General features: G+C 67.7%; 13 protein-coding genes. 4 read left to right on the forward strand and 9 right to left on the reverse strand.

Going from position 1 to position 13,976, the window contains the following annotated elements; all coding sequences use genetic code 11:
- Nucleotides 1-73: 73 nt before the first annotated feature.
- Nucleotides 74-1,216 (reverse strand): GTP-binding protein, encoded by a 1,143-nt coding sequence (locus NA12_RS14770; RefSeq protein WP_067450233.1) that lies wholly within the window; start codon nt 1,214-1,216, stop codon nt 74-76.
- Nucleotides 1,217-1,294: 78 nt separating this feature from the next.
- Here NA12_RS14770 and thiD point away from each other — a divergent pair, with 78 nt between their 5' ends.
- Nucleotides 1,295-2,143, forward strand: coding sequence for a bifunctional hydroxymethylpyrimidine kinase/phosphomethylpyrimidine kinase (thiD, locus tag NA12_RS14775; RefSeq protein ID WP_067450235.1), 849 nt, complete (start codon nt 1,295-1,297; stop codon nt 2,141-2,143).
- Between the two features lie 162 nt (nt 2,144-2,305).
- Here the strand turns inward: thiD and NA12_RS14780 are convergent, their stop codons facing one another.
- The gene (locus NA12_RS14780) at nt 2,306-3,031 is read right to left on the reverse strand and encodes a TetR/AcrR family transcriptional regulator (RefSeq protein WP_067450238.1); all 726 of its coding nucleotides are present in this window, start codon (nt 3,029-3,031) and stop codon (nt 2,306-2,308) included.
- A gap of 150 nt (nt 3,032-3,181) precedes the next feature.
- Here NA12_RS14780 and NA12_RS14785 point away from each other — a divergent pair, with 150 nt between their 5' ends.
- From NA12_RS14785 to NA12_RS14795, 3 genes are all read left to right on the forward strand, one after another.
- Complete coding sequence (locus tag NA12_RS14785) at nt 3,182-3,808, forward strand: class I SAM-dependent methyltransferase (protein ID WP_067450241.1); 627 nt, start codon at nt 3,182-3,184, stop codon at nt 3,806-3,808.
- A 69-nt stretch (nt 3,809-3,877) separates the two neighbouring features.
- Entirely contained in the window at nt 3,878-5,173 is a 1,296-nt protein-coding gene (locus tag NA12_RS14790) for a bifunctional glycosyltransferase family 2/GtrA family protein (RefSeq protein ID WP_067450244.1), read from the forward strand.
- Nucleotides 5,170-7,230 (forward strand): glycosyltransferase family 39 protein, encoded by a 2,061-nt coding sequence (locus NA12_RS14795; protein ID WP_067450247.1) that lies wholly within the window; start codon nt 5,170-5,172, stop codon nt 7,228-7,230. The genes NA12_RS14790 and NA12_RS14795 overlap by 4 nt, the downstream gene beginning before the upstream one ends.
- Nucleotides 7,231-7,376: 146 nt before the next feature.
- Here NA12_RS14795 and NA12_RS14800 read toward each other — a convergent pair whose 3' ends face one another.
- The 7 genes from NA12_RS14800 to NA12_RS14830 form a co-directional block, all read right to left on the reverse strand.
- Nucleotides 7,377-8,156: an SDR family oxidoreductase gene (locus NA12_RS14800; protein WP_067450507.1), complete on the reverse strand. Its 780-nt coding sequence runs from the start codon at nt 8,154-8,156 to the stop codon at nt 7,377-7,379.
- Nucleotides 8,157-8,230: 74 nt separating this feature from the next.
- Nucleotides 8,231-8,662 carry a PIN domain-containing protein gene (locus NA12_RS14805; protein ID WP_067450250.1) on the reverse strand — a complete coding sequence of 144 codons (432 nt, stop codon included), beginning with the start codon at nt 8,660-8,662 and terminating at the stop codon, nt 8,231-8,233.
- The gene (locus NA12_RS14810; RefSeq protein ID WP_067450253.1) at nt 8,653-8,859 is read right to left on the reverse strand and encodes a hypothetical protein; all 207 of its coding nucleotides are present in this window, start codon (nt 8,857-8,859) and stop codon (nt 8,653-8,655) included. Before NA12_RS14810 ends, NA12_RS14805 begins: the two co-directional genes overlap by 10 nt.
- 70 nt (nt 8,860-8,929) lie before the next feature.
- On the reverse strand, nt 8,930-9,544 hold the full coding sequence (locus NA12_RS14815; protein ID WP_067450256.1) for a TetR/AcrR family transcriptional regulator: 615 nt from the start codon (nt 9,542-9,544) through the stop codon (nt 8,930-8,932).
- A 4-nt stretch (nt 9,545-9,548) separates the two neighbouring features.
- Nucleotides 9,549-10,331, reverse strand: coding sequence for an enoyl-CoA hydratase family protein (locus NA12_RS14820; RefSeq protein WP_067450258.1), 783 nt, complete (start codon nt 10,329-10,331; stop codon nt 9,549-9,551).
- 445 nt (nt 10,332-10,776) lie between these two features.
- Nucleotides 10,777-11,937, reverse strand: coding sequence for an acyl-CoA dehydrogenase family protein (locus NA12_RS14825; protein WP_067450261.1), 1,161 nt, complete (start codon nt 11,935-11,937; stop codon nt 10,777-10,779).
- Nucleotides 11,934-13,973: an acetyl/propionyl/methylcrotonyl-CoA carboxylase subunit alpha gene (locus tag NA12_RS14830; RefSeq protein WP_067450263.1), complete on the reverse strand. Its 2,040-nt coding sequence runs from the start codon at nt 13,971-13,973 to the stop codon at nt 11,934-11,936. The genes NA12_RS14825 and NA12_RS14830 overlap by 4 nt, the downstream gene beginning before the upstream one ends.
- Nucleotides 13,974-13,976 lie beyond the last annotated feature (3 nt).

The raw sequence follows: 13,976 nt of genomic DNA on the forward strand, positions 1-13,976 counted from the left end.
TCATCGGCGCGTGGGTCGCGGCCCTTCCGAATCATGCACCAGCGCAGTGTTATCCGTGTACCAAAGATGCCAATCAGTAATGCTCGTGTAGTTCGGCCCAGGCCGGAAACGGATCCGCATAGCCGGTCCACGCCTGCGGGCCCGCCGCGAATTCCACGTCGGTGAGCAGCGCGGCGTCGAGTTCGCGTCGCACCGCGGGCGCATCGAGGCGCACCCCGATGAACACGAGTTCCTGTCCGGCGGGCACTTCCAGTCTCGACCACCACGCGCCGGGTTCGAAGGTCATATTGGGACCGGCCTGCGACCAGATCGCCGCCAGCTCGGGACGGCTCGCGATCCAGCAGAATCCCTTGCTGCGCAGCATCCCTCGCATCCGGGCCAGCGCGTCGGCCAGGCGCTGCGGATGGAAGGGCCGGTCGGCGAGGAAACTGATACTGCTGATCCCGTATTCCTCGGTTTCGGGAGTGTGCCCACCCGCCGATTCCGCCGCCCAGCCGTCGGATTCGGCGGCGACCTGCGGGTCGTAGCGGCCGGTGGCGAGCACCTCGGCCAGGTCGACGACGCCCTTCTCGGTGCGTAGTACGTGGGCCCGTGGGTTCAGCTTGCGTACGGTCGCTTCGACGGTGGCCGCGGCGTTGGCGCTGACCAGGTCGGTCTTGGTGATCAGCAGCACGTCGGCGAACTCCACCTGGTCGACCAGCAGATCCGCGATCGAGCGGGCATCACCCTCGCCCGCCGCGAGGTCGCGCTCCGCCAGCGCCTGTCCACGAACGAGTTCGGCCAGGAAGGTCGAGGCGTCGACCACGGTGACCATGGTGTCGAGGCGGGCCAGATCGCCGAGGCGGAACCCGTCGTCGAACTCCCAGTCGAAGGTGGCGGCCACCGGCATGGGTTCGGAGATGCCGGTCGACTCGATCACCAGCTGATCGAAGCGGCCCTCGCGCGCCAGCCGCGCGACGGCCTCGATCAGGTCCTCGCGCAGGGTGCAGCAGATGCAGCCGTTGGTGAGCTCGACCAGCTTCTCCTCGGTGCGATCGAGGTGGCCCTGGCCCGCGATCAGCGCGGCGTCGATATTGACTTCGCTCATGTCGTTGACGATCACCGCCACCCGGCGGCCGTCGCGGTTGGCGAGGATGTGGTTGAGCAGCGTGGTCTTGCCCGCGCCGAGAAAGCCGGACAGGACGGTGACGGGCAGCGGTGTCAGGGTGTTGGTCACAAGTTAATGATAATGGTTTTCATTTACAGTTGGGCGGCGGGGTCTCGCGGCGGCGAACGCGGTCGTAGGGTTGGGAGCGTGAAGATGTTGCCGCTGACCCCCGATGGCCAGACCCCCGTTCGCGCGCTCACCATCGCGGGCACCGATTCCGGCGGCGGCGCCGGCATCCAGGCCGATTCGCGCACCATGGCGCTGTGCGGGGTACACGCGTGCGTGGCGGTGGCCGCCGTCACCGTGCAGAACACGGTGGGCGTCAGCGGTTTTCACGAGATCCCGCCGCGGATCGTGGCCGATCAGGTACGCGCGGTCGTTCGCGATATCGGCATCGGCGCGGCCAAGACCGGCATGCTCGCCTCCACCGCGATCATCGAAGCCGTCGCCGGAGTGTGCCGCGAACTCGGCATCGGGCGCGCGGGCACGATCCCGCTGGTGGTCGATCCCGTCGCCGCCTCGATGCACGGAGATCCGCTGTTGCACGCGGAAGCCCTGGAGGCAGTGCGCACTACGCTGATTCCGCTCGCGACCGTCGTGACCCCCAATCTCGACGAGGTGCGCCTGATCACCGGCATCGAGGTGGTCGACGACCCCACCGCGCGCAAGGCCGCCGAGGCACTGCACGCACTGGGCGCGCAGTGGGCGATCGTGAAAGGCGGACACCTGCGCGCCTCCGAATTCAGCACCGACCTGCTCTACGACGGCGATACTTTCCGCGAGTTCAGCGCCCCGCGCATCGCCACCGGCAATGATCACGGCGGCGGCGACACCCTGGCCGCGGCGATCGCCTGCGCGCTCGCCCACGGCTATTCGGTGCCCGATGCGGTGGAGTTCGCCAAGGAATGGACCTACCGCTGCCTGGCGGCCTCCTACGACCTCGGCGCGGGCCATGGGCCCGTTTCACCGCTGTGGAGACTGCGCACCGACGCCTGACCGGTCGCAGCGCTCACACTGCCCACAACGAAGGGTCGGATACGCCGAGCGTGGCGTCGCGAACTTGTCGGTGCCCGGGTCCATACTGAACTCATCGCACCCCCGCCGACCCCAAAGGCGTGATCGGCGAGAACAACGAAGTTCGTGTCGGGCGCGACGGATTCAGTCGATGCCGAACGCGTTGTGCAAGGGTTTCGACGGGTCGATCCGCACTCCGTTGAAACGGGCGTGGGCATGTGCCAGCGCCGAGATGCTCTCGGCCAGATAGTCGACGAAGCGCTCGACCGGCATCGCCGATACTTCGCGCTGGTTCGCGCCGAGCCACCAGTCCGTGGCCGAGGCGACCGCGCCGAAAATCGAATAGTTCACCAATTCGATCCCGGTCACGTCGATGGATTCCGTCGGCAGCAGACCAGCGAAGAATTCCGCCGCCCGCCGCGCCGATTGGCGGGCCGCCACCAGCGCGCGTTCGGTTTCCTTGGCCTGCTGGCTGAAATGACTGTGCAGCATGAATCGGAAGACATTCGGGTGCGCCGACACCACGGCCACATATTCGGCGGCGGCGGTGTGGACGAGTTCGGCGATGGAATCGTCGGTGAGGTTCACGCTGGTGAGCACGCGATCCCAGAGCATGTCGCGTACCCGGTCGACGATCGCGTTGTAGAGGTCGGTCTTGTCCTCGAAGTGGCGATATAGCTTCGGCTTGGCCGCACCGGCCTCCTTGGCGATATCGCCCATACTCACATCGGGCCCGACCTGATCGAGCGCCCGGAACGCCGCGTCGACGAATTCGATACGCACCCGCACGCGATGCTCACGCCAGCGTTCGGTCCGCGCGTCGACACGACGCCGGGGCGCCTCGTCCGTCTTGGGGTAACCGCGCGTCACGGTAGTAATACTAGGGCGGGCCGTACCCGTGGTTACGCACCCCACCGAGAGCGGGAACACATTTGCCGAAACGGCAATATTTCTGGCGGTCGTCGGAGCCGCCGATGCACTATCGGATGATCCTTTCACCCTGACCGACCAGGAGCATCGATGACCGAGACCGTGGCGAACGCCGAAGAGTTCTGGGAAGACTTCTACCGCGAACGTGAGCAGATCTGGACCGGTAACCCGAACCCGCTCCTGGTGCGTGAGGTCTCCGAACTGACCCCGGGGACAGCCCTCGACCTCGGCTGCGGCGAGGGCGCCGACGCGATCTGGCTGGCGAAGGCGGGCTGGCGGGTCACCGGAGTCGACATCTCCGCCACCGCGATGGAGCGTGGCGCGCGGCGAGCCGCCGAGGCGGGCGTGACGATCGCATGGGAACGCCACGACCTCCAGGCGAGCTTCCCGGCAGGCACCTTCGACCTGGTCTCGGCGCAGTTCCTGCACTCGCCGGTGGAGCGGCCCGACGAGCGGGCCGGGATCCTGCGCAGTGCGGCGGCGGCTGTCGCCCCGGGTGGCGTGCTGGTGATCGGCGCGCACGCGGCCGCGCCGAGCTGGGCTTCCAGCCAGATGCACGCCCATGTGTTCCCCACTATCAAGCAGGTACTCGAGCAGCTCGAACTCGGGCCGCAATGGCAGGTCGAGACCGCCGAGCTGGTCCACAGCCCCTCTACCAGCCCCGACGGTGTGGTCGGCGAACGCGCCGACAGCGTGCTGCGCCTGCGTCGCGGCTGACCACGATCCCCAGCAACCTCACAGCTCGGTCCCAGCCCGGTGGCAGCGCGGCCATCGACTCTGGGTGCCATGACTCAGACCGAGGCCGAGCAGAAGGCCATGCCGAGCAGCCGCGCGCCGGTGCTCGATGTAGTGATACCTGTCTATAACGAAGAGGTCGATCTCGGCCTGTGCGTGCGCAGGCTGCACGCCTATCTGCGCGCCGGATTCCCGTTCACCGCCCGCATCACCATCGCCGACAATGCCAGCACCGACGCCACTTTGGCGGTGGCGCGGCTGCTGGCCGCCGAACTCGACGGCGTCCAGGTACTGCACCTGGACGCCAAAGGACGCGGTCGAGCGTTGCGGGCGGCGTGGGAAGCCTCCGACGCGACGGTGGTCGCGTACATGGACGTCGACCTGTCGACCGACCTGAACGCGCTGCTGCCGCTGATCGCGCCGCTGGTGTCCGGGCATTCCGATCTCGCGATCGGCACCAGACTCGACTCGTCGTCGCGCGTGGTGCGCGGACCCAAGCGTGAGATCATCTCCCGCTGCTACAACCTGCTACTGAAAACCACACTGCGGGCCCACTTCTCGGACGCGCAGTGTGGGTTCAAAGCCGTGCGCACCGAGGTCGCCCGCGAACTGCTGCCGCTGGTTCGCGACGGCGAGTGGTTCTTCGATACCGAACTGCTGGTGCTGGCCGAGCGAGCGGGTCTGCGGATTCACGAAGTGCCCGTCGACTGGATCGACGATCCCGACAGCCGGGTGGACATCGTCGACACCGCGCGTAAGGATCTGCGCGGCATCTGGCGGTTGACCAGGGCGCTGGCCACCGGCGCGCTCCCGCTGGACGAGCTGCGGGCCGCTGTCGGGCGTGAACCACTGGTCGCCGGAGTGCCGCTGGGCATGGTCGGTCAGCTGGTGCGGTTCGCGATCGTCGGGGTGACCTCGACGCTGGCCTACATCGCCCTGTACCTGTTGTTGCAGCCGCTGTTCGGCGGCCAGGGCGCCAATCTGGTGTCGCTGCTGATCACCGCGGTGGGCAATACGGCCGCCAACCGGGCATTCACCTTCGGCGTGCGCGGACGCGGCGACGCGATGTCGCACCAGTTCCAGGGTTTGGCCATCTTCGCGTTCGGGCTCGCGGTCACCAGCGGGTCCCTGTTCGCCCTGCATCGCTGGGCTCCCGACGCACCGGTCCCGGTGGAACTCACCGTCCTCATCACCGCCAACCTCGTTGCGACACTTGCTCGTTTCGTCGGCCTGCGTTGGGTGTTCCGGCACGCGGGCGCTGATCGAACCCCGAGTGTCTCGCCTGTCGTAGCAACCGACAGCGCGGATTCGGCAGCGCGCCCGAACACGGTGGGGGTCCGTCGATGACCACGACCATCGCACCGGCCGACACAGCGCGGCCCACTGTCACCCGACAGCGTTGGGAGCGGCCCGCATTGGCGGTGCTGCTGCTCGGCACACTGATCGCCTACCTCATCAACCTGAGCGCCAACGGCTGGGCCAATGACTTCTATGCCGCTGCGGTACAGGCCGGTTCGCAATCGTGGGAGGCGTTCTTCTTCGGCTCCTCCGATGCCGCCAACTCGATCACCGTGGACAAACCGCCCGCTTCGCTGTGGGTGATGGAGCTGTCGGTCCGGCTGTTCGGGCTCAACAGCTGGAGCATGCTGGTGCCGCAGGTGCTGCTCGGCGTCGCGAGCGTCGCACTGCTGTGGGCCACGGTACGCAGATCATTCGGACCCGCGGCGGGGTTGATCGCGGGCACCGTGCTGGCGGTGACGCCCGTCGCGGTGCTGATGTTCCGGTTCAACAATCCCGACGCGTTGCTCGTCCTGCTGATGATCGCGGCCGCGTGGGCCATGACCAGGGCGGTCGAAGACGGACGGTGGCGATGGTTGCTGCTCACCGGCGGATTCATCGGATTCGGGTTCCTGGCCAAGCAGTTGCAGGTGCTGCTGGTGGTGCCGCCGCTGGCGCTGGTGTATCTCATCGCGGGCCCCCCGAAACTGGGGAAGCGGATCGCGCAGCTGTTCGCCGCCGGGGCCGCGATGGTGGCCGGGGCGGGCTGGTGGTTGCTGGCGGTGGAGCTGTGGCCATCGGATTCGCGGCCGTGGATCGGTGGGTCGCAGCACAATTCGATCATCGAGCTCACCCTCGGATACAACGGGCTCGGGCGGTTGAACGGCAACGAGACCGGCAGCGTCGGGCCGGGCGGGGAACTGCCCGCCGGCGGCAACGGGATGTGGGGCAGCACCGGGATCACCCGGATGTTCGAACCCGCCCAGGGCGGTCAGATCGCCTGGCTGATCCCGGCTGCATTGCTCGCGCTCGTGGTCGGACTCGTCCTGCGCGGACGGGCGCCGCGTACCGATGCTCGACGGGCCGCGCTGATCGTCTGGGGCGGTTGGCTTCTCGTCACCGGGCTGGTGTTCAGCTACATGGCGGGGATCTTCCACCAGTACTACACGGTGGCGCTCGCGCCCGCTGTCGCGGCGCTGGTCGGGATCGGAGCCGCGCAGATCTGGGGTTCGCGGGACCGGTTGTGGGTGCGGTGCGCAGGCGCTGTGGCTCTCGGCCTCACCACGGCGACCGCGTGGATGTTGTTGTCGCGCAGCACTTCCTTCCAGCCATGGCTGCGTTGGTCGATCCTGGCTGTCGGCGTTGTCGCCACCGTCACCTTCCTGTTCCCGCTCGGACGCAGGCAATCGGTGATCGTCGCGCTCGCCGCCGCCTTCATCGGGCTCGCCGGACCGATCGCCTATTCCGTCGATACCCTCGCGTCCGCGCACTCGGGTTCGATTCCGTCCGCTGGACCGAGCTCGGGTGGGATGCACGGAATGGGTGGCCCCGGAACGCGCCCCGGCGGCGATGGCGGCAGACCCGGCGGCGAGGACGGTCTCCCGTCGATGACATCACCCGGAGGTACACCCCCGGACGGTGGGGCCATGGGTGCGCCGGGCGGCATGCCGTCGGACGGCGGCACGCGAGGACAGGGTGACGGCTTCGATGGTTCCGCGCAGGGTACGAACTACGGTGACCAGCGCATGGGTGGCACGGGCGGATTGCTGGGCGGATCACGTCCGAGCGCGCAGATCGTCACCCTGCTCGAGTCCAACGGCACCGACTACACCTGGGTCGCGGCGGCGGTCGGCTCCAACAGCGCCGCCGGGTATCAGCTCGCCACCGAGCTGCCGGTGATGCCGATCGGCGGCTTCAACGGCAGTGACCCCTCGCCCACCCTCGAGCAGTTCGAGCAGTATGTGGCCGACGGCAAGATCCACTACTTCATCGCTGGTGGGCGCGGTGGTCCCGGTGGGAACAGCGCATCGACCAGTTCGGCGATCACCTCCTGGGTGACGGCGAACTTCACCGCGACGACAGTCGACGGCGTCACCCTCTACGACCTCACCCAACCGAAGTCGTAGCCGTCTCACCGATGGCTGGGCCCGGCGGATCACCCCGATCCGCCGGGCCCAGCCTTTGCGCGGTCACGCACCCCGCCGCCGTTCGGCCTGCGTGTCGGGGGTGAGTTGGGCGCGGTGACGTTGCCGGTGCCGGCAGGTGAGCAGCGTCATCGAGCGGCGGGCACCGTGGCGGCGACCCATTCGGCGAAGGATGGACCGGCCAGCGTGGCGTGCGGGGACGGCAGCAGGGTGCCGTTCTCGAATTGCTCGCGGTCGGGATTGGCGGAGTCGGAGGTTTCGATGATCCGCACGACGTCACCGCGAGCCGCGACCAGAGCGGCGGCCGCGGCGGCCATCGTTTCCGGCTGCGGGCCGGCGATCTCCGGGAACGGAATGTCCTCGGCGGGAATCGGATTCGCGGCCAGATCGACCAGCGCCTGCGCGACGCTTCGGGCAGCGACCAGTTGGGTGCGCATGCCCTGGACGTAGGCGACGGAGCCCTGTGTTCCCCAGCCCACCATCACCTCGACCAGCTCATGGAACTGGGCCGCACGCAGAATCTGCACCGGCAGAGCGCCTTTGAGCAGCTCCTGCTCGTGGGCGAGCTTGGCGGCGTTGTACCCGGCGAGCGAACCATCGATCCCGATGATGGACACCACCACCAGTCGTTCGACCCCGGCCCGCTCCCCGGCCGCGTGCAGATTCCGGGCGGAAGCGGTGAAGAACTCGGTTGCCACCTGCTGATCAGCCGAGGGGGTACTCGACGCGTCGATCACGATGTCGACCCCGGTCAACGCCTCATCGAGACCGACACCGGTCTCGATGTCGACACCGTCGGCCCGCGAGAACGCGACCACGTCGTACCCGCGCTCGACCAGCACATCCACCACATGCCGACCCAACCGCCCGGTCGCACCCGCCACCGCGATCTTCTTCTGCTGCGCCATGATCCACTCCTTCGTCGCTTCTTTCGCGTTCACAGAGTCGACGAAGTAGCGGTCCGGAGTGTGACATCACCTGGTCACGATGTTTCGAGACTGCCCCGTGGCGCGACCCAGCGATGATTCAGGTCCACCACCGACGCGACTGTTTCGAAATCGGAGTCGTAGTGGAAGAGGACGAGGCGGTGTTCGATCGCGAGTACCGCCGCGAGCAGGTCGTGGATGCCGACCGCGCGGTGGCGGCCCGACCGTGCGAGTTCGCGTTGAATCGTGGACGCGCTCTGCCAGTGTTCGTCGTTGGTGGGCAGGTACTCATAGGCCGCGCGGCGCCGGAATCGAATCTGCTCGTATTCGGCTGGGCTTCGAGCGCTGTAGAGCGCCTCGGAATCGAGCGGTGCGCAGGTGGCGATGAGCCCGGCCTCGAGCAGTGGCCCGAGCGCGGCCCCCACGTCCGGATGACGCATTCGAGCGGCCGCGCTGGTGTCGATGAGGTAGCGCGCCGTTATCGCCATACGTCATCGCGCCGATCTTTGTCGGCCATTTCGGCCATGCCGCCGTTGACCAACCATTCGACTTCACTGGCGCGCGCGTGCGCCACCACGGCCGAGTTCAGCGCGGCGCGAACGGTATCGGAGACGCCGGTAGTCCCGAGTGCGTCCTGCGCGGACTCGAGTAGCTCGTCGTCGATCTCGATCAGGCGTTTGGTCATCGCACAGTCCCTCGATATATATTCCCCCATGCCCGAACTATATACCTCGAAACGGGCAGGTCACAAGGGTTCAGTGGGACCGGTGCAGGGCGGTGTGGAGGGTGGCCGCCCATTGGTCGACGATCAGTTTGCGGCGGGCGGAGTCGTCGGTGAGGACATCGGCCAGACCGAGGCCGCGGGCCAGGTCGAGGGTGGCCTGGACCAGGTGGTGGGCGACCGGGTCGGCGTCGTCGACGCCGAGTGCCTCGACCGCGCGGCGGTGGGAGGTCCGGCCGAAGCGCGCCTCGAGGGGCAGGATGCGTTCGCGCAGGGCCGGATCGGCGGCGGCGTGGGTCCAGACCTGGAGGGCGGCTTTGAACAACGGCGTGGTGTAGGACTCGACCAGCGCGGAAACGACGGCGCGCGTCCGGCCGGCCCCCTCGGCGACCGCGTTCACCGTCTCGGACTCGGCCTTGGCCATGTCCATCCGGAACTCGAACATGAACTCGAGCGCGGCGGTGATCAGGTCCTCGCGGGTGGGGAAATGGTGCTGGGCCGCGCCGCGCGACACCCCGGCCCGCTCGGCGACCACCGACACGGTGGCGGCTGCCCAGCCGGTTTCGGCCAAGCAGTCGATAGTCGCCTCCAGCAGCCGCTGCCGGGTGGCCCGGCTGCGGTCCTGCTTGGGTTCGTGGGGTGTCGCCATCGGACTATTGTGCCCAGGTGGGCGGACGCTTCTGGAAGAAGGCCGTCATGCCCTCGATAACCTCCGGGGTGCCGAAGAAGCTCGCCGACCGCGCGGCCAGTGCCTCCGCTTCGGTATCGAAGGTGGCCAGCACGGCCGCGTTGACCAGCTTCTTGGACTCGGCCAACCCCTGCGGCGACCCCTTACGCAGCTCACCACTCAGGCGTTTCACCTCGGCGGCGGCATCCTGCGCGGCCACGGTGACCAGGCCGATCTCCTGCGCGGTCGCGGCGTCGAACTTCTCGCCGGTCAGGAAGTAACGGCTCGCCGCCCGCTGGTCCATCCGCGGTACCAGCGTGAGCGAGATCATGAACGGCGCCATCCCGATGCGAACCTCGGTGAGCGCGAAACTGCTGCCCGGCCCAGCGACGACGAGGTCACAGGCCCCGATGATCCCCATACCGCCGGCCCGCACATTGCCGTCGATCTGCGCGATCACCGGCTTGGGCGAGACGAGGATCCCACGCAGCACATCGATCATCACCCGGGTGCGTTCATCAGCGGCCACCGCAGGATCGGCGTTGCTCGCCTCCTTGAGATCGGCCCCCGCGCAGAAAGTGTCCCCCGTGTGAGCGAGCACGATCCCGCGCACCGCCGGGTCCGCCGCCGCGGCGTCGAATCCGGCAAGCAACTCGCGAACAAGCCTGGAAGACAGCGCATTACGGTTATGCGGCGAGTCGAAGGTCAGCGTCGCGAACCCGTCAACAACCTCATACCGCACATAAGGACTATCAGCCGATCCGTCCATCAAAGCCTCCTACTAGTTCCCGATTCCGTCACAACCGCACCCCCAACCACCCACACCCAACCCGTCCCGCCTTCCACTACCCGCAACACCACAACCCAGCCCGTCCCAAGTCCCACTCACCACAACCCAGCCCGTCCCACCTCCAACACCCACAACACCGGGCACCCAGCCCGTCCCGTCTTCCACCACACCGCACACCCAGCCCGTCCCCGTCATCCACACCCCTCCCAACCCAGCCACCGCCCTCCCGACCCCTAGGGAGGGACGGCCACAAAGTGGGCGGTCGCGGCCGGGCCGCCGGTTAGGCGCCGGGGCGTACGCGACGAAGGAGCAAGCCCCGGTGCCTAACCGGCGGCCCCTCGGGGCCGCGACTCGAGCGCGCCAGCGCTCCAAAAACGCGCCAGCGCTCCAAAAACACAGCCAGTGCCCCACGGACTACCGAACATCAGTAAGACCGAGGCAACCCCAACGAATGCTGCGAAACAAAGTTCAAGATCATCTCCCGACTAACAGGCGCGATACGAGCGATGCGAGCCGCCTGCAGCATCGCCGCCAACCCCACCTCCCGAGTCAACCCCGATCCACCATGCGTCTGAATCGACTGATCCAACGCCTTGATACTGGCCTCAGCCGCAGCATACTTAGCCATATTCGCAGCCTCAGCCGCACCGAACTCATCACCCGAGTCGTACAGCGTCGCCGCCTTCTGCATCATCAGCTTGGCCAGCTCCAGCTCGATCTTCACCTGGGCCAGCGGATGCGAAATACCCTGATGCGCACCGATCGCCGTCTTCCAGACAGTCCGCTCCTTGGCGTACTCCACAGCCCGATCGATGGCATAGCGACCGAGCCCGACCGCCATCGCCGCACCCATGATGCGCTCGGGATTCAGCCCGGCGAACAGCTGCGCGATGGCCGCGTCCTCGGACCCGACGAGAGCGTCGGCGGGCAGTCGCACGTCGTCGAAGAACAGCGTGAACTGGTTGTCCGGCTCGATGACGTCCATTTCCTGGACGTTTTTCACCAGGCCGGGCGCGTCCACCGGCACGATGAACAGCGCGGGTTTGAGCTTGCCGGTCTTGTGATCCTCGGTGCGCGAGACCACCAGGATGGCTTCGGCCTGGTCGACGCCGGAGATGAAGATCTTGCGGCCGTTGAGGATCCAGTCGCCGCCGTCGCGGCGGGCGGTGGTGGTGATCTGGTGTGAGTTGGAGCCCGCGTCGGGTTCGGTGATCGCGAAGACCATCTTCGACGAGCCGTCGGCCAGCTTGGTCAGCCAGTTCTGCTTCTGTGCCTCGGTGCCGTACTTGGTGATGATGGTGCCGCAGATGGCAGGCGAGACGACCATCAGCAGCAGCCCGGCGCCTTGGGCCGCCAGTTCCTCCTGCACCAGCGCCAGTTCGTACATGCCCGCGCCACCGCCGCCGTACTCCTCGGGCAGGTTCACGCCGAGGAAGCCCAGCTTGCCCGCCTCGTCCCACAGTTCGGTGAGCGGCTCGTTCTTGCGCGAGAGCGGGAGCACGTAGTCGCGGTAGTTGTACTTGCTCGCCAGCGAGGCGACCGCCGCGCGCAGCGCCTTCTGCTCTTCGGTTTCGACGAAACTCATGCCTGCTCCTGCTCTTGCTCTTGCTCTTCTTCCTCGACGACGGCGAGGACGGTTCCGACCTCGACCTGCTGGCCGACGGTCACGTTGAGTGCGCTGAGAATGCCGGTGGCCGGAGCCGCGATGGTGTGTTCCATCTTCATCGCCTCGAGCCACAGGATCGGCTGACCCTGCTTCACCTGGTCCCCTTCGGCGGCGCCGAGGCGGATCACACTGCCCGGCATCGGCGCGAGCAGCGAACCGGCCGCGACCTGCTCGGACGGGTCGGTGAAGCGGGGCAGTCTGCGCACGGCCACCGGACCGAGCGGGGAGTCGACCGCGACCAGGTCGCCGTAGCGGGCGATCTCGAATTGCCTACGCACCGAGCCGCGTTCGCCCGCGACGCCGAGCACGACACGATCGGGGGCGACCGAGATCAGCTCGAGGCCGTCGTGGCCCTCGACCGCCACACCGGTGCGGGTGAAGCGGTAACGCACCTCATGAGTGCCGGAGATGCGGCTCTCGTAGGACTTGGTCTGCGGCTGCGAAGCGAGGTTGCGCCAGCCGCTCGGGGTGAGTCCGGCCAGGCGCGAGGCGCCCCGATTGACCGCCGAATCGGCCAGCGCCGCCGCCACGATCGAGAGCGCCTCGTCGGCCGCCGATACCAGCGGCGCCGAGAGCACGGCCAGATCGTGGGTGGCGAAGAACGCGGTGTCGGTGTCGCCCGCGAGGAACGCCGGGTGGCGCAGCACGCGCACGAGCAGGTCGCGGTTGGTGACGAGGCCGTGAATCTTGGCGCGCTGCAGTGCGGTGGCGAGCAGATGCGCTGCCTCCGAGCGGGTTTCGGCGTAGGAGATCACCTTGGCGAGCATCGGGTCGTAGTGGACCCCGACCACCGAATTGTCGACGACACCGGTGTCCAGGCGCACGCCCGGCTGGTCGAGGACGGTGAACTCGCCTGCGGTGAACGGGATCTCGATCTTGTGCACCGGACCGCTCTGCGGCTGCCAGTCGTGCGCGGGGTCCTCGGCATAGAGGCGGACCTCGATCGAGTGACCACGCTGGGCCGGTTGCACGGCGGGCAGCGGCCGACCCGCCGCCACCTGCAACTGCAGGCGGACCAGGTCGAGGCCGGTGGTCTGTTCGGTGACCGGATGTTCCACCTGGAGGCGGGTATTCATCTCCAGGAAGAAGAAGTCGCCTTTCTCGTCGGCCAGGAATTCGACGGTGCCCGCACCCTCGTACCCGATCGCCTCGGCGGCGAGACGAGCCGCTTCGAACAGCCGATCACGCATGCCGTCGATCTTCTCGACCAGCGGCGACGGTGCTTCCTCGACGACCTTCTGATGACGACGCTGGATCGAGCACTCACGTTCGCCCACAGCCCAGGTGGTCCCGAAAGTGTCCGACATGATCTGGACTTCGATGTGGCGCCCGGTCTCCAGATAGCGCTCGCAGAACACCGTGGGATCACCGAAAGCCGACTCGGCCTCGCGCTGGGCACCCGCGATCTGGTCGCGCAATTCGGCCAGGTCGCGCACCACGCGCATGCCACGGCCACCGCCACCGGCGGACGCCTTGATCAGCACCGGCAGGTGCGCGTCGGTGACCTCGGCCGGGTCGAGCTCGGCGAGGACGGGCACACCGGCGGCGTCCATCATCTTCTTGGACTCCACCTTGGAGCCCATCTGCTCGATCGCCGCGACCGGCGGCCCGATCCACGCCAGACCCGCGTCGAGCACCGCGCGCGCGAATTCGGCGTTCTCGGAGAGGAATCCGTAGCCGGGGTGGATCGCGTCCGCACCGGCCGACAACGCGGCCTCGATGATCAGCTCGCCGCGCAGGTAGGTCTGGGCGGGGGTGTTGCCGGGCAATCGGATGGCGGCGTCGGCCTCGGCCACATGCGGCGACGCGGCATCGGCGTCGGAATAGACCGCGGTGGTACCGATACCCATCCGACGGCAGGTGGCGAACACGCGGCGCGCGATCTCACCACGGTTGGCGACGAGAACGTTCGTGATCGGGCCGCCCGCCACCGAACCGCTTCGCGATGCAGTCATTGT

The sequence above is a fragment of the Nocardia alba NBRC 108234 genome, assembly GCF_001612665.1.
Classification (GTDB): Bacteria; Actinomycetota; Actinomycetes; order Mycobacteriales; family Mycobacteriaceae; genus Nocardia; species Nocardia alba.

Coding starts and splice junctions, on each gene's coding strand:
- NA12_RS14815 (WP_067450256.1), bottom strand. CDS start 9,544: ATGGCGACACCCCACGAACCCAAGCAGGACCGCAGCCGGGCCACCCGG.
- NA12_RS14825 (WP_067450261.1), bottom strand. CDS start 11,937: ATGAGTTTCGTCGAAACCGAAGAGCAGAAGGCGCTGCGCGCGGCGGTC.
- NA12_RS14810 (WP_067450253.1), bottom strand. CDS start 8,859: ATGACCAAACGCCTGATCGAGATCGACGACGAGCTACTCGAGTCCGCG.
- NA12_RS14790 (WP_067450244.1), top strand. CDS start 3,878: ATGACTCAGACCGAGGCCGAGCAGAAGGCCATGCCGAGCAGCCGCGCG.
- NA12_RS14820 (WP_067450258.1), bottom strand. CDS start 10,331: ATGGACGGATCGGCTGATAGTCCTTATGTGCGGTATGAGGTTGTTGAC.
- NA12_RS14800 (WP_067450507.1), bottom strand. CDS start 8,156: ATGGCGCAGCAGAAGAAGATCGCGGTGGCGGGTGCGACCGGGCGGTTG.
- NA12_RS14805 (WP_067450250.1), bottom strand. CDS start 8,662: ATGGCGATAACGGCGCGCTACCTCATCGACACCAGCGCGGCCGCTCGA.
- NA12_RS14830 (WP_067450263.1), bottom strand. CDS start 13,973: ATGACTGCATCGCGAAGCGGTTCGGTGGCGGGCGGCCCGATCACGAAC.
- NA12_RS14785 (WP_067450241.1), top strand. CDS start 3,182: ATGACCGAGACCGTGGCGAACGCCGAAGAGTTCTGGGAAGACTTCTAC.
- NA12_RS14795 (WP_067450247.1), top strand. CDS start 5,170: ATGACCACGACCATCGCACCGGCCGACACAGCGCGGCCCACTGTCACC.